We start from the raw sequence: 17,489 nt of genomic DNA, 5'->3' as shown, positions 1-17,489 counted from the left end.
ATAGCCTAATTCTCTGCTATATGTTGATTTTTTTCGTTAATCAGGTATTATTTAGTTATACGAAATATTTAATATCCGAAATTTCTAAAGAAGGTGAGTATAATTTCAACTTCAGGACGGAATATGTTCATTATGTGGTTTGCGAACTTTTTCGTTGCTGCGAGTGCTACTATGATCCTCCCTTTTCTATCTTTATTCATTGAAACGTTCGGAGATTACTCCGATTCTTATGTACAACGCTGGTCAGGTTTTATTTTTGGAATCACTTTCTTAACGGCGTTCTTCGTTTCTCCAATATGGGGACGAATAGGGGATAAGTATGGCTTTAAACCAATACTAATACTTACTGGTTCAGGAATTGCGACTAGTATCCTATTGATGAGTTTTGTTGATAGCGTTCATGGGCTTTTTGTCTTACGTATCTTCATGGGTTTTGCAACTGGGTTTATTCCTACCTCCATGGCTTTAATCTCTGCACAAACGTCCAAAGAAATAGCTGGCAAGACACTCGGAACTCTTCAAACAGGAACCGTTTCTGGAGGATTATTAGGTCCATTAATAGGAGGCATGTTAGCAGACTCCTTTGGCTTTACCTATACCTTTTTTATTACAGCCGGAATTATATACTTAGCTGTGATACTCGTAGCATTCGGCATCAATGAGAATAGGGACAAACAATTAGATTCAAAAGAAAAGCAATATACTCGTAAAGAAGTAGTATCCTATATATTACACAAACCGATTCTATTAAAGATTATGATTCTATCATTATTGATCCAGGCCGCCAACTTTAGCATTCAGCCGCTTCTAGCACTCTATGTCGGGGAATTAACTGGCGCAGGCAACATCGCCTTACTTGCTGGATTTGCCTTTTCAGCAACAGGCTTCGGAAATTTACTTGCGGCTCGTAACTGGGGAAAGCTTGGGGATAAGATAGGTCATGAAAAAGTGATTGTGATTCTGATGTTTTCAAGCTCCTTGCTTTTCATTCCGCAAGCTCTTGCCACTTCATTGTGGCAGCTTGTATTGTTCCGTTTTCTATTCGGAATGGTTGTCGGAGGATTGATCCCTTGCATGACAGCCTATATTCGTACCGCTGCCCCTTTATCGATGCAGGGTGAGGTTCTTGGATACAATGTTAGCTTCCGCTTTTTAGGCAATGTGATCGGTCCAGCTATGGGGGGAATTATTTCTAGTTTTTATGGGATAACTTCCGTATTCTATGTAACTAGCTTTATCCTTTTATGTTCGGGGATTATTCTTCTTTATAGCATTACCCATCCAGAGAGAGCGGAGAAAACAGTGGAATCATAATCATAAGGTGAAAAAAAAGAGTAATTAAGTGGGTTTTCCCGCTTAATTGCTCTTTTTTTATAGACAGTTACAAATAACACATAGTAACTTGGTGCTGGTAAGAGTCCCTGTTCCTTTCCGTTCCACAGGGTGGGAGGACTTAATAGCCGAGCCCTTTTTACTCAATGTTTATGAGAGTTTTCACTCGACTCAAAATAGGTTGGGTTCCGTTGAAACTCCCTGCTCCATTCCGTTTCAGGTGCTCGCTTTCCGCGGGGCGGTGCGGGAGCCTCCTCGGCTTTGCCTGCGGGGTCTCCCGTCTACCGCTATCTCCCGCCGGAGTCGATCACCTGCCACTTCATTCCACATGGTAGATCACTTTATAGTAAGTAATTCAGTTTTGGAGTACAAAACAAGAAAAATAATACTTTTAACATACGAATTCATAGACATATTTAGTATGCTATTTTTTGTTGATATAATAACGATTGATTCATTTTTAATGGTTTCTCACGTTAATTCCCATGCCTTTTCAAAACACTGAAATAAATATTATATTATTCTTGTGATTTATGTAGCGAATTCACTTGCGGAATGGTAGCAAAAAACCATAACGGATTTTATCCATTATGGTTAATTCATTCTCTTATAGGGATTAAAATCCATAGCAAGTTCACTGTTTGAAAAGTGACTCTTTCTTCAACTAAAGCTCCCTTTACTTTAAGTACAATATTTCACAATTCTTCATTTATGAAATTTTCTTTACCACCAGCTTTAATAATAATTCTGCGGTCATCGAAATTCCACTTAGTAAACCAGACAGTTAATTTTTCATCAATCTCGACTAACTCAACGTATTTTTCTAATCCAAACGGATAGCTTACAGTAACTCTTTCAAGTTCTTGATTCATTATTGAACCGAATATTACAGAATAATTTCTTTCTGGAAGTGATATATACTCTGATGAAAATCCATTTTTAAATTCACCAATCATTCTAATATCGCCTAAATGCTGTTCCCACTTCCAGCCATACCTATCTTCATTTACTAATCCAAACCTTATTCCATTCATCTCTTTTAACTTGTATATCACAACTGAATCATTCTTATTGATATTTATTATTTGATGATGTAATACTTCAGCACCTTCTATACCTACCTCTTTCATTGCTTCTTCAATGTTGTTCGGTCGGTCAACAATTGTATATAAAAAAACTACAAAGAATAATGCCATAATTAACAAACTAATAAGTATTACTCTTTTTTTCATCAGCTACCTCCCAGCTTGTAATGTTTAACAGCCCGTTAAAGAAAAAGCGGTCCTGCCTTATTACAGAAACGCTCCTCGTTAGTGAAAAAGTATGATAATGCTAAATAATACTTTCTCGACTGAAATCAATTAAATCAGGGTCTAAATCTTCGAGCTTATCTTCAAAGCTACTCCATCCATTTTCTTCAATAAACAGAGCTTCTTGTGAAGTAATCGGTATAAGCCAAGTCATCACAATAGTCAACTCTTCATTCACTTGATAAGAGTGAAAGTCATCTGGAAAATAAACTGGCATTGTTGAGTAAAGAGCTTCTAATTTTGAGTTGGTAGACAAAGCCCCATAAGGTCCAATAACATCTCCCCTTAAAAGAGCACGATTTTTTTGAAGTAACATTTTCCCAACTTGTTGTAATATAGCTGGTATATTTATATCTCCCATACTTGAGTCAGAAACAAATATAAGTTCCTGATGTATTTCTTTTTCGTTCATATACGATTGCAATGGATATTTACTCAAACCTAATGTTGAGTATGTTACAGTGCACTCAAAAGGTCCATTACCATATTTGATAACTTGAAATGGGAGTTCCTCGTCATTTGCGTTTTTAGACCATCCGTATTTAATTTCACCTAAGTAATCCTCTAAGAACTTTATGAATTTATCCATATTTCCTCCCGAAGCTTTTTAAATACAGTCATTACCAATTAAACGTTCTTCTTCAACAATCCTGCATCGGTAGCACAAAATGACTAAACAAACGCTACCCGTTAGCACAACAACGATTTAGTCATTAAACATTTGTTCAATATTGTTTAGTTCTATCTTTTCTTCTTCTGTACGATAATCGTCATATTCGTTTTCAACAGTAATTCTTAACAGTCCATTCTGAAAGAAAGATAACAATCTACATGCTTCATTAACCATTTTAGGTTTATATTTTTTTAAGATTTCTCTCTTACTATCAAATTCGTTTTTATCCCATTTTTCTTTTTGTTGTAGTTTAGGAAGACTATCAATCCCAGTAACATAATTAAACCCTAAATATCGAAGAAATGAATATCCTTTACAATAATCGTCGTAAACCTGCTCTAAAACCTCTACTAAATCACCTTTTTCATAAATTATATTTTCTAATAGTGAAACAATCCTCATTTGTTCAAACTCACCAAATGGAATTTTAACTTCAATAACTTTCTCTAATTCGTTTTTAATGTGCCTATCTCTATAATTCAAATCAAGTAGGTTGAAGTAGAAGTCATCACCATAAACCTTTTCAATTTCAGGTGTATTATAAAGCCATTCTTCGAATTCTGAAACGCTAATTAACCCTTTATAAATTTTATAAAACTGCTTTTGAATGTCCTTTTCAATGCTCACTCGTTTACTTCAACTCCTAACCTCTGACTTCACTTATTCAACTCTTCTGCACCTATTACTTAATACCAATTATTTCAAATATCAGACATTTACTCAAGATATATTTCCATAAAAAAGAAGCTTATCTTGTTGCAGATAAGCCCCCGTTAGTTGAAGAAGAACTTTTTAATCAATACTATCAAAATCATAATCATCAAGCTGAGTTTTATAAAATTCATCACAACTCTCTTCAGTTGGAAGTACTCCGTTTTCATCAGGCAAAAGAACTCTCAACACGTCCCGTCCCATTTCTCTATAAGGTTTAAATGCCACTTTAAAGCCTTCTATTATGTCAGAGTATTCTTTGCCTTCCTCAAACCTTCTTCCACTGCCTATGTCCTCAGTTAAGGTAAAGAAAATACCATTTGCAACTTCAGGGTCTATATTAAGCACTATTTGAAAATCCATATGATTAAAGTTTTCTTGAACTCCGTGAGTATGATAATTAGCGTGAATTTCATCGTATTCTTTTGCGTAAATTGCATCCATATACCATCCATATTCTTCTAACATTTGTTTTTCCCATTGTTCATTTTCCAAGAGAGTTCCCTCCAATGTATTTTCTTCATTATAACAATCCTTATTGAACTAACCTGCTTCGTTAGTTGAATAAGCTCTGTTTAAAGAATAACATTTTTACAGAATAATCTTATAAAAAGTGACATCTACGAAATTCCTGCGATTTTAACAGTGAATATATCAACGAATACATAATAAAATAGCAGTCCTTTTTGGACTGCTATTTTATTATGTACTCCAAAACTGAACTACTTAAAGTTAATGACTTTTATTTATTTCCATGCCCCAGATAGGACTACTCAGAAACTAAGAAAGGTGGTTCAGATGATGTTGTGTTCTCTTATCAAAGTAGATTGACACCACTTAAAGTTATAAGTGCCTTATAAAATCTCTTAAAAAGTCTTTCTTAAACACCATCTAGTTCTAGTGCTCCCAGCTGTGGATTGGAACGAAAGGCGGAGACTCCTGCGGGAGGTAGTGCTTAGGGTAGACCCCGCAGGCGCTAGCCGAGGAGGCTTCCCAAGCACCCCGCGGACGCGAAGCCTTTCGTGGAGAGAAACAGCGGTCTATAAAGGAATCCTTAAATATCCAGACTCTTTCAAGAGCATACTTTAATTCCCCATTCCCCCTCGCTGTTGTTCGCAACGAAAGCCGTAGAATTTTTATTTTTCTTGGTGTGAAGTTTTATATGTGAGGGGATTCGCAGTGTTTACGTTTGTTACCGCTTCTTTAAGATGGCCATCGTGCAACGGGATACACAGATAAGTGCTTCGTTTTCATCAACAATCTTAATGTCCCATACCATGGTAGTTTTACCTTTATGCAATACTGTCCCAATGGCTGTAACCACCCCATCTTTTTTCCCTTTTAAGTGGTTGGCATTAATTTCAAGACCGACACAAATCTCTGTTTCTTTATCAATAAGATTAAATGTCCCAATACTTGCAACGGTTTCGGCTAACGCTACCGATGCGCCACCATGTAGCAATCCAAAGGGTTGGTGTGTTCGCTTGTCAACCGGCATTGTTGCTATTGCTCTTTCTTCTGATAGTTCCACTATTTCGATTCCTAATAGTTCAATTAGTGTATTGTTAAGCTCCACCTTTTTTCTCCTCCTTTTTATTATTGGCTGTTTTCGCATTGATTGTTGCTTTTACGTATGTTTGTACAACACGTAACCATCGTTGCTGTCGTGCTCTTTTCCTTTTTAACTTAAAGAGCTACCTCTTAATTTAATGTGAATTGGGCAGTAAAAAATCCATTAGCCGATTTTTCACAGGCTTATAGCAACAAACTTTACGAAAAAACCTTATTATTTCTTTCTTAATAATACTACTGCTGCAAGGAAGTATACAGTAAAGAATATAAAAACGGGAAGTAAGGCAGACCAGTCCCACATTTTGCTCCCTCCTTCAGTAATTCTGATTCTAATAGGTGATGGTTGTTGAGCACCACAAACTTATCGCATATAATGGAACTATCCAATATAGGAAGTATAGAGGTGTAATAAATGGAAAAAGAAATCCCTCTAAATGATATTTCATTAGAAGAAACATTTGAGAAGTACGAAGCGAAATACAAGGCGGTAGCGGATAAAAAACGGCTGCATATTATGAACCTTCTTTGCCAAAATGGTGCCATGTGTGTTTGTGATATGGTTCCAATAGTTGGAATGACTCAATCGAAACTTTCTTATCATCTCAAGATCTTACTTGATGCGGAAGTAATTATAAAAGAAACGAGAGGAACATGGAGCTATTATTCTCTGAATCAGCAAGAGGTGAACAACCTTTTATCAGAAGAACTTTGCTGCTTGTTCAGATAGTGTTTTTAGGGTAAAAACAGACCGTTCCCTCATGATAAATAACATGAATTAGGATCGGTCTGTTTTATTGTGAATTTTTATTTTAATTGTTAATAAACATATTCCAGATTCACTGAAGCTGTTACCGTTATTTCTTTGGGCTCAATAGGAGTACTTGTTTCTTCTTGTAAAGCAAAACTAGTGTATCTTGGTCCAAAAAAGACCTGTTGGGTCACTTCTTCCACTTTGATTGGTATTGGATCCAATGGGACACCAAGTGTTTGAGCAATGGCACATGCCTTTGAATAGCCATTTATCATTGCCTTCTGAAGAACATATTTGTAGATCTCCTGGTAGTTTGAAACCTCAAATGACAAGCTTTCTGAAATATTCGCTCCATTTTCAAAAGCAGTGTCAATAACGGAACCCGAGTTTTGAACTTCTCGCACAGTTATACGAAAAATATGACGTACTTCATAGGAAGTCAAAACTTGTTCACCTGTTTGTTCCGTATACCTAGGAAACGAGGTGTACGAAGCAGTTTCTATATCTTTTTGCTGTATTCCCGTTTGCAGGAGTGCTCCTACCATACGATTGGCTCTTATTCTATTTTCTTCTTGAGCAATTTGAACATCTGGACTAGAGGTTAGTACCCCGACTTGAATATAGGCTATGTCTGGCTGCACCTCTTTCTTAGCAGTTCCCTCGACGAGCATCTTACGGTTAGGCACGACCATTCACCCCTTCTTTTGCAAAGGCAATATAGGTTATAAGCTATTTGCGCATAAAATATAAATCGCGAGACACTTTTCCCCGTAAAAAATATAAAGTTCTTATCTTTTAGTCTATGAATGGATCAATGTATTTATTATCGAAAACTACAATACTAACAATCTCGATGTAAGAAAGGTGACTGTATATGAACCAAAAAACCGTACTCATTACAGGAGCTTCCGGTGGTTTCGGTAAAGCTTTTACAAAAAGATTTCTCATGGATGGATACCATGTTATTGCTACTATTCGACAGGAAGCTAAACGGGATTTGGTGTTAGATGGTTTAACACAAGAAGAACAGGAGAATCTGACCATTTTAATATTGAACGTAGCAGAGGACCATTCAATCGAGCGCTTTAAGATTCAGTTAGAGAAAATTAAACAAATTGACGTGTTAATTAACAATGCCGGCTTTGCCATGGCAGGGTTTGCTGAGGAACTCTCTATAGCAGAATATAAATTGCAATTTGAGACAAACTTCTTCGGTGTGATTCGTGTAACCAATGCTGTACTTCCGATGATGCGGAAGCAAGGTGGCGGAAAAATAATAAATATCAGCTCCATTAGCGGCTTAATTGGCTTCCCATCTCTTTCGCCATATGTATCAAGTAAACATGCCCTTGAAGGATATAGCGAAAGTCTGCGGATAGAGGTACAACCCTTTGGAATTGACGTAGTCCTAATTGAGCCTGGTTCCTTTCAAACTAATATTTGGACAAGCGGGACCCATTTAGCAAAAATGACAAATCACCCTACCTCTCCTTATAAATCTATGTTTACAAGTATAAATGAAAGATTACAAGCTGAAAAAAGCAGCTATGGCGATCCTTTAGCTGTAGCGGATGTAGTAGTAAGGGTAGCAAACTCAAAGAGGTCACCTGCACTCCGTTATAAAGTAGGAAAAGGCGTCAAGCTTTCTTTATTTGTCAAAAGGCTTCTCCCATGGAAATGGTGGGAGCTACTAGTAAGGAACCAACTTAAAGGAAAAAACAAGTAACCTTCTATTCCTTTTGCTGACAACTCTCCAAAACAATTTTTTACTCATATAGTGTAAGGTGTACAAAAATTCGTTATTGGAGGGTTTCTAGTGTACTATCACCAATACCCACAGCCCCACTATTATCCAAAAGGAAGTTATTTGCCTGTATATCCGGCGTATTATGGACCGAATCCGTCATTTAGACCTTACCCGGAAGTAGATCCAACTGTTTTTACCGAATCTGCTGTAAAGATGCAAAGCCTGATGAAGGAGGCAAGTCAAATTCTTCAAAAACTTTCTGAATCAAAGGAATTTGCCTCCTCTGTAATGAATGCAGCCCAAGAAGGAAAAATGGAGAAAGTGGAGGAGCTTTTAAAATCTACAGGCATTCATAGCAAGATGGAAATCAATTACACCCCCGACGGCATTAACTTAAAGCTATCTTCCGCTCCAGGAGAAACAGACTGCTGCCATTTGACTATAGCGCTTCGTTGGAAGGTTTAAGCAGGAGTTTACTTTCCTGCTCAATGTAGTACGGCTATAAAGCGATATGATTTTGACAAGCTGATAAGTCGATGGACTACACAAAAGACAACCGGCAACTTTCACCGCTTGTCCATGGATGATTCCTCTTAAAGAGTAGATAAACCTTTCTATTCCTTCATCTTTCCTATTCCAATAATGGATTGCAAAGCCGGTGCCACCAACTCCGCCACCTTTTTCGCGCCATACGAGGAGAAATGTGTGTTATCATCCACACCATCAGGATAATTGGGATGCTCCTTTGGAGAAAGCCAAAGAAACAGACTCTTTGTTTTTTCACTCCCCAACAAAGTGAATAAGTCTTTCGATAATGTGGACAAATCCACTAACACTACATTCTTTTCAGAAGCTAACTCTCTCATTGCCTGTGGATATTCCCCATGTGTGTCATAAAACTCTCCTTGATCATCAAAGCTTCTTCTCTGAACTGGTGTAATCAGGATAGGAGTGGCTCCCTTACGAAAGGCAACTTCGAGATATTCTAGCAAATAGGATTGATAGGTGGAGAACGGAAGAGTCCGTCTCAACTCATCTTCTTTTTGGTCATTATGACCGAATTGAATAAGAAGATAATCCCCCTGCTCTATATCTGTTGAAATCTCTTCCAACCTTCCTTCATCGATGAAGCTTTTAGAGCTTCGTCCGCTTGTTGCTTTATTGATAACCTGGATGGATGGAGGCAGGTACTTACCTAGCACCTGTCCCCATCCAGTCCTGGGAGCCACCGACTCCGAATATTCGCTCATTGTGGAATCACCTGCAAGGAAAACTTTACACTTTTTCAAGCAGTCCACCCCTTGCCTGCTCGACCCTGCGTACAAAACTTGCAGCAGTTTCCGTTACATTGCGGCTATGCTCTTCCGTAAATTCTACTTTTGTATTTATGAGTGTACTTCCAGCTCCTACCGCTACCGCACCGGCCCGGATATAGTCACCCACATTTTCCAAAGAGATTCCTCCCGTTGCCATGAGTGGAATGTGTGGAAGCGGTCCTCGTACATCTTTGAAGTATCCTGCTCCGACAATGTTTGCAGGGAACACCTTGATCATATCTGCCCCATGTTCATATGCAGTGAGTATCTCTGTTGGGGTCATGGCACCGGGAATGCTTATCGCCCCGTAGCGCTTTGTCATTTTTATCGTGTCTGTATTCACGGTGGGGGAAAAGATGAATTTAGAACCTGCCATGATAGCAGATCTGGCTGTTTCAGGATCCAATACGGTTCCTGCCCCTACAATAACATCCTCCGGCATTTCCGATGCGACCTTTTCAATCAATGCAAATACTCTTGGTGTTTCCACTGTTATTTCAAGTGCCTTTACACCGCCTGCACTTAATGATTTGGCTATGGCAAGGATGTTGGATTCCGTTGCCCCCCTAATGACCGCTACCACCCCGACATCTTTTATTTTATTTACTAGACTCATCCGTGTTCCTCCTTCAAACCATGCAGCCCAGCTCCAAAAGAGTGAGCTTTTCTTATAGGCTCTTTTAAACATCGTTGTTGCTTTCCGTAAGAGACTTTGCTTTCCGCAGAACCTTCTTATTTTGTGGGAACCAGTTCCTTCTTCCCTACAAATTCCCAGAAGTTATTGTAGAACATGTCGGCTACATCCCGTTCAATTTCAGAACGTTCAAGCTCCCACCCTGTTCTCAGTAGATCATTATATTTTTCTATTAAAATACCGGAAATGATTTCTTTTGAGTGATCCCATTTATAGATAAGCTGGTCGAGCACACGTGCATCCGAATGCTGTGGAATCATACTGGTTCCGAGCATCTCTAAACGCATGCGGGTCATTTCATTAATCAGTACAGGGTTATTAGTGAACCACCAGCATCCGAATACCATCAGGTTGCGGAACTTCCTCGCCAGGACGACCAGTTCATGCTGGTTTTCACGGGCTAGCATCGTGCAGAAGAATTTGTTGTTCGGGTAATTAGCCAAAAGGTACTCCAGCCCTTCCATGCCCGCTTTTCCAACATAGTCTCCTGCATCACCAAGGGACGGGTTCACTCGTTTCTTCACACCGACCATCATTGCAAATGGGATGCCCGCTTCCTCGCACAATGGCAGGATACAATCCTTGATGATTCTTCCTCTGTCCGATTCCTCCGGGAAGGCAAAGGAAGGTGGCAGGGAAACAGCCATGTATAGTGGATTCATGATGCCCATCCAATCCGTTAAGAAACGCTTCACTTCGTTTACAGACTGCTCATTCCATTCCTCTTCCACCTTGTAGCCCCATTCCACAAGACGTTTTTTGGCATTTTTGTAATCATTCAGCAGGGGGTCGATTCTTAATGCAGCATGAAAGCGTTCGTTCGGCTTTACTCCGCTCAACCAAACTTCCCGCTCTTTATCGTCAAATGGATCATTCGTCATCACCACATGATCCACCTTTGCCAGTTCCAATACTTTATCCACATGCTCTTCTCTTGTTTTGGAAGCAAAATATTCTCTGTAAGACTCCAGGCTCCTTGTAGATGGGTCTAGTCCAAAGCCTTTTAAACAAGTAAGGACACCGCGGCAGGCCTCACTCACTGGCGAGTGCTCGATAAAGAGTTTTTGCCAAATATGATCTGCCTGTTCCTGCTTGGACAGCTTCCAGAATTTATCAACGGAAAGGTCCGACCATCTCATCACTTCTGCAACCAGATAATGATAGGTCAACAGCTCATCAATATCCCATAATAGAATGTCCCCGAAGTTCGGTGAGTACAGATGGGTATGCATATCTGTAACATGCTGGTTTTGGACTACCTCATTAACCGTTTCTACCAGTAAATCGTAATTTGTAATTTTCATCTTCCATTCCTCCTATTTATTAACTTTTTGCAGCAGCTGTTTAACGCTTTCCTTCATCCCGGCCGACAATATTTTTTCCACATGCTGTGTAACTGCTTCCTTTAATTCGGGGATTTCCCTTAAATCCATGTCCCACAGCTCTTTTTCCTGCAGTACATAAGAAACCAGTTCCTTCACATCCATCTCATCTTCCTTGAACTCATTCCAACCAGATTGGAACAAGGAAATAGCTTCTTTGTTGTCGCGTATGACATATTCAGTATCTTCTCTTTTTCCTATAAGGAAGTCTCCCTCGACTCTAATTGGCTTGTAGTACACGATTAATGCTGCCAGGGAAAAAGCGATGGCACCGGGGAGCTCCTTCCTCTCCCTGACATAGTCCTTAAGCGATGGTACGAGTCTTGACTTGAATTTATATACAGCGTTCATCCCAATATCATTTAAATAGTGCTTTGTAAAAGGATTCAAGAACCTCTCGACGACAGAATCGGCAAACTTTTTCTTTTCCTCTTCATCCATAGCAACATAAGGAAGGATTTCCTGGTAGAGCCCCTTCTCAACAAACTCCCGCAAATCAGAATCCTTCATAGCGTCCAACACGGTTTCCGCTCCTGATAGATAGCAGGTTGCAAACATCATTGTATGAGGTCCATTCAGCAGTCTTACTTTCATGTTTCGCTGCGGTGTCACATCTCCCCATTTCACATTCAATCCGGCTTGTGTAAAAGGCAGGCTGTTTGACACTTCTTCACCGGCCTCTATCACAAACAGGTGATAAGGTTCCCCCACCGTCATGAGAACATCTTCATATCCGAGCTTTTGACGAAATTCCTCTTCATTGTCCCTTGGGTAGCCTGTTACAATCCGATCTACAAGTGTATTGCAGAATCTGTTGTCCGTTTTAATCCATTCCACACATTCCTTTGCAAAACTCCACTCTTCTGCATAGCGAAGCACCAGGTTCTTCAATACCTCCCCATTGTTCTCGACAAGCTCACATGGGATGATGGTCAGTCCATTCTCCTTGCCCCCACCCATCACTTGAAAACGATGTTGTAGAAAAGCAGCCAATTTACCTGGAAAAGAAAGAGGCGATGAGTTTCCGTCATAATCTTCCTCCAAGTAAGTGAGACCAGCTTCTGTAGTATTGGAGAACACAAACCGAATATCGGGTGATTCGGCTACCTTTAATACTTCCCGCCAATCTGAATAGGGGTTGATGCCTCTTGAAATGGAAGAGATGATCTCATTCTTATCAACCTTCTCCCCGTTGACCATTCCCCTGAGAGTGAGCGTGTACAGGCCATCTTGGGCATTCAATTTCGGGACCACTTTTCCATGTGGTGTAGGTTGAATGGCCACCACTTTACCGTTGAACAATCCCTGCTTATTCATCTCATGAACCATCCAGTCCACAAATCCCCTGAGAAAATTCCCTTCCCCGAATTGGATGATTCTTTCAGGCAGGTTATCCTGGACTTCATAGTTGACCCCTGCTGCAACTTCTTCAGGATGTAGTGATTTTCCCAACTTAAACTGATTCATTTCAGCACCTCCTTTATAGAATAACTCCGTCTTTGAAAATGGAAATTTCCTTGAATCCATTCTTTTCGTTGTGGGTACGTATTTCACCTGAGGCAAGCTTCAGAACATATTCAAACATCTCCTCTGTCAGCCTCTCGATGTTTTTTCCTTGTACAAGCTCTCCTGCATTAAAGTCGATCCAATTGCTTTTTCTCTTGTAAAGGTCCGAGTTGGTCGAGATCTTCACCGTTGGAACAGGTCCACCGAATGGTGTCCCTCTTCCGGTTGTGAATAAGACAATGTGCGCGCCAGCTGCGGATAATGCCGTAACCGATACAAGGTCGTTACCTGGGCCCTGCAGTAGGTTCAGCCCGGGCTTCGTCACTCTCCCTCCGTATGGCAGAACATCCTCGATGGTGGCAAATCCGCCTTTTTGAACGCAACCCAGGGATTTCTCTTCCAATGTCGTAATGCCTCCTGCCTTGTTCCCAGGAGAAGGGTTTTCATAGACTACCTGGTCATGCTTGATAAAGTATTCCTTGAAATCATTGACAAGGTCCACGATTTTGCTAAACACCTGCTCATCCTTGGCCCTTTCCATCAGAATGGTTTCGGCGCCAAACATTTCGGGCACTTCTGTAAGGACTGTTGTGCCACCATACGAAATCAACTTGTCAGAAAAAGCTCCGACAAGGGGGTTACCAGTAATTCCGGAGAAACCGTCCGACCCTCCGCACTTCAACCCCACCTTCAGTTTCGAAACGGGAACCGGCTGGCGTTTGAAGGTTCTCACATAATCGGTAAGCTCTTTAAGCAAGGCAAATCCCTCTTCGATCTCATCCTCGGCATCCTGGACCCCAAGGAACTTCACCTGGTTCTCATCCACATCGCCAAGCACTTTCTTGAACTCTGCAAGGTGATTGTTTTCACATCCCAATCCAAGTACAAGCACACCCCCAGCATTGGGATGATGAACAAGATTGCTCAAGATTTTTTGTGTATTGTGGAGGTCATCCCCCAATTGTGAACACCCGAAAAGGTGCGCATAATGATAGAATCCATCAATGCCCTCATCCTTCAGCTGCGCATCCCCCATTTTTGCGAGTAATTCGGCGGTTTTATTGATGCAGCCTACTGTATTGATGATCCAAATTTCGTTCCGGATTCCGATATCCCCATTTGCACGTACAAATCCTTGAAAGGTTTTTTCCTCTATATAGGCATGTTCCAATTTTTCTTTAACAGGTGCATATTCGTATTCCAATGTCCCTGCAAGGTTTGTTTTTGTATTATGGGTATGAACCCACTCCCCGGCTTCGATCTTTTCACTCGCATGCCCGATCGGATAGCCGTACTTCACAATATTTTCCCCTGCCTGTATATCACTTGAAGCAATTTTATGACCCGCAGGAACCCTCTGTTTTAAGGTGATGCTCTGCTCGGCGACTTCGATTTGCTCTCCTTCTTGAAACTCTTTTAATGTGACAAGTACATTGTCTTCTTTGTGGACTGCAATGTAATCCGGTTTCATAAGGACCTCCTAGTATCTTCAGAATTTGTTATCTATGGACATCTTCCAGGTTTGTCTGTTGAGTGAACCTTTCGATTTCCGATCTTTCCGGCAACCCTTCAAAATCTCCCTGAACCATGGTTGCCATGGCTCCGACAGCATTGCCTCTTGCTACCGCGGCGTCTAATGATATCCCATCCAATAAACCAGACAGGACTCCAGCAGCAAAGCCATCTCCTGCTCCAACGGGATCTACCACCTCTTCGACCGGATACCCCGGAACTAGTGCACTTTCTTTTTCCGTAAAATAAAAGGCCCCCTTTGCTCCAACCTTTAAAATGACCAATGCACTGCCGTTTTGAAGGAAAAGATTCCCCAATTTCTCCGGATCATCAACTCCAAACATGAACCTGCCCTCATCTATTCCTGGTAAAATGATGTCAGCAAGTGAGGCTAGCTCTAGCAATACCTCCCTAGCCCTTTCCTCTGACCAAAGCTTTCTTCGCAGATTCGGATCAAATACCACCTTTATGCCATGTTGCTTAGCAATTTCAACAGCTTTTTTCACCGTTTCGTAGCAAGAATCGCTTAAAGCGGGTGTGATGCCGGTAATGTGAAGAAATCTGGATGTGGCGATGTAGGAAGGATCCAGTTCATATGGCTGCATGGTACTGGCAGCAGATCCTTTCCGGTAATATTCAACCCTTACATCGTTAGCACGTCTTACTTCTTTAAAATAAATGCCTGTAGCTGCTTCATCACTGAAGGTGACATGACTCACATCTACTCCTTCCCCCCGAATAAATCCGACCATCGCTTTTCCGAACTCATCATTCCCCACTTTGCTGATCCAGCCGCTCCGATGCCCAAGTCTTGCCAGACCGATTGCCACATTGGACTCGGCACCACCGAATTTTCTTGAAAAGGTGTGGGAATACCTCATTAAAGGAGAAGACTCAGGTGTAAAGAGCACCATTGATTCTCCGATTGTTACAACATCCATCCATTTGCCTCCTCCTGTTTTTCATAGTCTTTTATAGTTGATAGTAGTAGAGACCGAGAATATGCTTCTCGATCTCTTTTTTACTGAACATTCCAATTAACTCCCTGTTTCCCTTCGTTCAAGGTGTTCGCTTTTTGCGGGGCGGTGCTTGAGCATCCTCCCTTCGCATGAGGGGGTCTCAAGTCTACTGCTACCTCCCGGAGGAGTCTCACCCCTTGCACATCAATCTACAGGAGATATAAGTTACAATTTTTTATTTTAGATCTTCCATTTTGACAAATTCCATATCCTTGAATGTATAGTTCTCTCCGGCCATTGCCCAGATGAAGGTATAATTGTTGGTACCCATTCCGGAATGGATAGACCATGGAGGGGAGATGACAGCCTGCTCGTTTTTCACCACAAGATGGCGTGTTTCACTTGGCTCACCCATCAAATGAAAGACTCTTGATTCTTCATCCATATCAAAATACAGATAGACCTCCATTCGACGGTCATGGATATGGGCCGGCATTGTGTTCCACATATTGTTCGGCTCAAGCAATGTCATCCCCATCATTAGCTGGCAGCTCTGTAACCCCTCTTCATGGATGTATTTATAAATGGTTCTTTTATTTGATTCGCTGTCAGAACCAAGCTTGACTGGTTCTGCATCTTCGATTGGAAGAACACGGGTTGGGTACTCTTTATGTGCCAATGCCGAAACAAGATAGAATTTGGCAGGATCTGCACTATCCAAGCTATGAAAAGTGACAGCCTCTTTTCCAAGTCCCACATAAAGGCAATCACGTTTGTTTAGCTCATATTCCTCGCCGTCCACCATCACTTTCCCTTTAGCTCCGATATTGATGATGCCCACTTCTCTTCTTTCTAAAAAGTAGTCAGTCTGAAGTGTTGCACTTCCTTCAAGCTTCAATGGAGAATCAGTCGGGATGGCCCCTCCCATCACTACACGATCATAGTGGGAATAGACCATATTGATCTCTCCCTGTACAAACAATGATTCTATTAAAAATTCACTTCTTAGACGTTCTGTTGTAAATGTTTTCGCTTCTTGAGGACTTCCTGCGTATCTAACTTCCATTTCTACATCTCTCCTTTTATTTAATTCTCTTAAACTCCGCTGTTGATCTCCGCAAATGGCTTCGCTTTCCGCGGGCGACCTTGAGCCTCCTCGGGCTTTGCCCTGCGTGGTCTCAAGATTGTCGCTACTCTCCCGCTGGAGTCTACGCCATTTGCTCCAATCAAAAGCTAAAAACTCTATTAAATCAGTTTTATCTTGCCATCCAACCGCCGTCCACCATCAGTACATGACCGTTCACATAGTCGGAAGCATCTGATGCGAGAAAAACTGCCGCACCTACCAGGTCATCGGGTTTTCCCCATCTCCCTGCAGGAATCCTAGAAAGAATGGATGCATTTCTTTCCTCGTTATTTCGAAGTGCTTCCGTATTATTTGTTGCGATATACCCCGGAGCAATGGCATTGACCTGAATTCCTGATGCTCCCCATTCATTTGCCAAAGCTTTAGTTAATCCGGCTATCGCATGTTTACTTGCTGCATATCCAGGGACGGTAATTCCCCCCTGAAACGATAACAGGGAGGCTATATTGATGATTTTCCCCTTTTCCCGCTCCAGCATAGGTTTGGCAAATGCTTGACAGAGAAGGAACACGGAATTAATATTTGTGTCCATCGCCGCCTGCCAATCCTCCAGGGAATGGGAAACAGCAGGTTCCCTTCTGATAATGCCTGCGTTGTTCACGACAATGTCGATGCTAAGGGAAGCCAGAATCTCTTCACATTTCCCCTTTACTTCTTCCACCTTGGACAGGTCCATTAAGAACGTTTCATAGCTTCCACCAAGCTGTTCCACTTTTAATTCTGTATCCTGCATATTATCCCTGTGGCCTACAAGGACAACTTTCGCACCTGCTTTTGCCAAGCCAACGGCAATTGCCTGACCGATTCCGGTTCTTGCTCCTGTGATTAAGGCTGTCTTACCATGTAACGAAAACCATTTATTAGAAGTGTCCATTTC

At 41.1% G+C, this 17,489-nt stretch carries 18 protein-coding genes; 4 read left to right on the top strand and 14 right to left on the bottom strand.

Annotated features, from left to right (window positions below; genetic code table 11):
* Positions 1-123 precede the first annotated feature (123 nt).
* Positions 124-1,314 (top strand): MFS transporter, encoded by a 1,191-nt coding sequence (locus K9B36_RS08085; protein ID WP_263399294.1) that lies wholly within the window; start codon positions 124-126, stop codon positions 1,312-1,314.
* A gap of 713 nt (positions 1,315-2,027) precedes the next feature.
* Here K9B36_RS08085 and K9B36_RS08080 read toward each other — a convergent pair.
* The 5 genes from K9B36_RS08080 to K9B36_RS08060 form a co-directional block, all read right to left on the bottom strand.
* Positions 2,028-2,564: a hypothetical protein gene (locus K9B36_RS08080; RefSeq protein ID WP_223701510.1), complete on the bottom strand. Its 537-nt coding sequence runs from the start codon at positions 2,562-2,564 to the stop codon at positions 2,028-2,030.
* Between the two features lie 100 nt (positions 2,565-2,664).
* Positions 2,665-3,231, bottom strand: a complete 567-nt coding sequence (locus K9B36_RS08075; RefSeq protein ID WP_223701509.1) for a suppressor of fused domain protein — start codon at positions 3,229-3,231, stop codon at positions 2,665-2,667.
* 117 nt (positions 3,232-3,348) lie between these two features.
* Positions 3,349-3,942: a hypothetical protein gene (locus K9B36_RS08070; protein ID WP_223701508.1), complete on the bottom strand. Its 594-nt coding sequence runs from the start codon at positions 3,940-3,942 to the stop codon at positions 3,349-3,351.
* Positions 3,943-4,107: 165 nt separating this feature from the next.
* Positions 4,108-4,521, bottom strand: a complete 414-nt coding sequence (locus K9B36_RS08065) for a DUF4262 domain-containing protein (RefSeq protein ID WP_223701507.1) — start codon at positions 4,519-4,521, stop codon at positions 4,108-4,110.
* Between the two features lie 697 nt (positions 4,522-5,218).
* Positions 5,219-5,641, bottom strand: coding sequence for a hotdog fold thioesterase (locus K9B36_RS08060; RefSeq protein ID WP_223701506.1), 423 nt, complete (start codon positions 5,639-5,641; stop codon positions 5,219-5,221).
* A gap of 369 nt (positions 5,642-6,010) precedes the next feature.
* Between K9B36_RS08060 and K9B36_RS08055 the strand changes: the two genes are divergently transcribed.
* Positions 6,011-6,325, top strand: a complete 315-nt coding sequence (locus K9B36_RS08055; protein ID WP_223701505.1) for an ArsR/SmtB family transcription factor — start codon at positions 6,011-6,013, stop codon at positions 6,323-6,325.
* Between the two features lie 89 nt (positions 6,326-6,414).
* Here K9B36_RS08055 and K9B36_RS08050 read toward each other — a convergent pair whose 3' ends face one another.
* Complete coding sequence (locus K9B36_RS08050) at positions 6,415-7,035, bottom strand: SIMPL domain-containing protein (protein ID WP_223701504.1); 621 nt, start codon at positions 7,033-7,035, stop codon at positions 6,415-6,417.
* A gap of 188 nt (positions 7,036-7,223) precedes the next feature.
* Between K9B36_RS08050 and K9B36_RS08045 the strand changes: the two genes are divergently transcribed.
* Both K9B36_RS08045 and K9B36_RS08040 read left to right on the top strand, forming a co-directional pair.
* Positions 7,224-8,075: an SDR family oxidoreductase gene (locus K9B36_RS08045; RefSeq protein WP_223701503.1), complete on the top strand. Its 852-nt coding sequence runs from the start codon at positions 7,224-7,226 to the stop codon at positions 8,073-8,075.
* A gap of 90 nt (positions 8,076-8,165) precedes the next feature.
* A complete protein-coding gene (locus K9B36_RS08040; protein WP_223701502.1) occupies positions 8,166-8,561 on the top strand; it encodes a hypothetical protein in 396 nt (131 codons plus the stop codon).
* A gap of 149 nt (positions 8,562-8,710) precedes the next feature.
* On the opposite strand, the gene K9B36_RS08035 is transcribed toward K9B36_RS08040, so the two are convergent.
* From K9B36_RS08035 to kduD, 8 genes are all read right to left on the bottom strand, one after another.
* Positions 8,711-9,394 carry a rhamnogalacturonan acetylesterase gene (locus K9B36_RS08035; protein ID WP_317889865.1) on the bottom strand — a complete coding sequence of 228 codons (684 nt, stop codon included), beginning with the start codon at positions 9,392-9,394 and terminating at the stop codon, positions 8,711-8,713.
* Positions 9,372-10,028, bottom strand: a complete 657-nt coding sequence (locus tag K9B36_RS08030; protein ID WP_223701500.1) for a bifunctional 4-hydroxy-2-oxoglutarate aldolase/2-dehydro-3-deoxy-phosphogluconate aldolase — start codon at positions 10,026-10,028, stop codon at positions 9,372-9,374. The genes K9B36_RS08035 and K9B36_RS08030 overlap by 23 nt, the downstream gene beginning before the upstream one ends.
* Before the next feature lie 116 nt (positions 10,029-10,144).
* A complete protein-coding gene (locus tag K9B36_RS08025; protein WP_223701499.1) occupies positions 10,145-11,410 on the bottom strand; it encodes a glucuronate isomerase in 1,266 nt (421 codons plus the stop codon).
* Positions 11,411-11,422: 12 nt separating this feature from the next.
* Positions 11,423-12,955 (bottom strand): tagaturonate reductase, encoded by a 1,533-nt coding sequence (locus K9B36_RS08020; protein WP_223701498.1) that lies wholly within the window; start codon positions 12,953-12,955, stop codon positions 11,423-11,425.
* A gap of 13 nt (positions 12,956-12,968) precedes the next feature.
* Positions 12,969-14,465: a UxaA family hydrolase gene (locus K9B36_RS08015; RefSeq protein WP_223701497.1), complete on the bottom strand. Its 1,497-nt coding sequence runs from the start codon at positions 14,463-14,465 to the stop codon at positions 12,969-12,971.
* A gap of 28 nt (positions 14,466-14,493) precedes the next feature.
* Entirely contained in the window at positions 14,494-15,447 is a 954-nt protein-coding gene (locus tag K9B36_RS08010) for a sugar kinase (RefSeq protein ID WP_223701496.1), read from the bottom strand.
* 253 nt (positions 15,448-15,700) lie between these two features.
* On the bottom strand, positions 15,701-16,531 hold the full coding sequence (kduI, locus tag K9B36_RS08005) for a 5-dehydro-4-deoxy-D-glucuronate isomerase (protein ID WP_223701495.1): 831 nt from the start codon (positions 16,529-16,531) through the stop codon (positions 15,701-15,703).
* Positions 16,532-16,721: 190 nt separating this feature from the next.
* Positions 16,722-17,486: a 2-dehydro-3-deoxy-D-gluconate 5-dehydrogenase KduD gene (gene kduD / locus K9B36_RS08000; RefSeq protein ID WP_223701494.1), complete on the bottom strand. Its 765-nt coding sequence runs from the start codon at positions 17,484-17,486 to the stop codon at positions 16,722-16,724.
* Between the last annotated feature and the right edge of the window lie 3 nt (positions 17,487-17,489).

The sequence above is a fragment of the Sutcliffiella deserti genome (assembly GCF_020037475.1).
GTDB lineage: Bacteria > Bacillota > Bacilli > Bacillales > Bacillaceae_I > Sutcliffiella_A > Sutcliffiella_A deserti.
Note: the sequence above shows the minus strand (reverse complement) of the source record. Positions and strands in the feature narration are given on the sequence as shown.

Excerpts from the sequence above, each read along its gene's own strand:
- kduD (WP_223701494.1), bottom strand. The coding sequence starts at position 17,486 with ATGGACACTTCTAATAAATGGTTTTCGTTACATGGTAAGACAGCCTTA.
- kduI (WP_223701495.1), bottom strand. The coding sequence starts at position 16,531 with ATGGAAGTTAGATACGCAGGAAGTCCTCAAGAAGCGAAAACATTTACA.
- K9B36_RS08020 (WP_223701498.1), bottom strand. The coding sequence starts at position 12,955 with ATGAATCAGTTTAAGTTGGGAAAATCACTACATCCTGAAGAAGTTGCA.
- K9B36_RS08080 (WP_223701510.1), bottom strand. The coding sequence starts at position 2,564 with ATGAAAAAAAGAGTAATACTTATTAGTTTGTTAATTATGGCATTATTC.
- K9B36_RS08060 (WP_223701506.1), bottom strand. The coding sequence starts at position 5,641 with ATGCGAAAACAGCCAATAATAAAAAGGAGGAGAAAAAAGGTGGAGCTT.
- K9B36_RS08010 (WP_223701496.1), bottom strand. The coding sequence starts at position 15,447 with ATGGATGTTGTAACAATCGGAGAATCAATGGTGCTCTTTACACCTGAG.
- K9B36_RS08075 (WP_223701509.1), bottom strand. The coding sequence starts at position 3,231 with ATGGATAAATTCATAAAGTTCTTAGAGGATTACTTAGGTGAAATTAAA.
- K9B36_RS08045 (WP_223701503.1), top strand. The coding sequence starts at position 7,224 with ATGAACCAAAAAACCGTACTCATTACAGGAGCTTCCGGTGGTTTCGGT.
- K9B36_RS08055 (WP_223701505.1), top strand. The coding sequence starts at position 6,011 with ATGGAAAAAGAAATCCCTCTAAATGATATTTCATTAGAAGAAACATTT.
- K9B36_RS08030 (WP_223701500.1), bottom strand. The coding sequence starts at position 10,028 with ATGAGTCTAGTAAATAAAATAAAAGATGTCGGGGTGGTAGCGGTCATT.
- K9B36_RS08085 (WP_263399294.1), top strand. The coding sequence starts at position 124 with ATGTTCATTATGTGGTTTGCGAACTTTTTCGTTGCTGCGAGTGCTACT.
- K9B36_RS08015 (WP_223701497.1), bottom strand. The coding sequence starts at position 14,465 with ATGAAACCGGATTACATTGCAGTCCACAAAGAAGACAATGTACTTGTC.
- K9B36_RS08025 (WP_223701499.1), bottom strand. The coding sequence starts at position 11,410 with ATGAAAATTACAAATTACGATTTACTGGTAGAAACGGTTAATGAGGTA.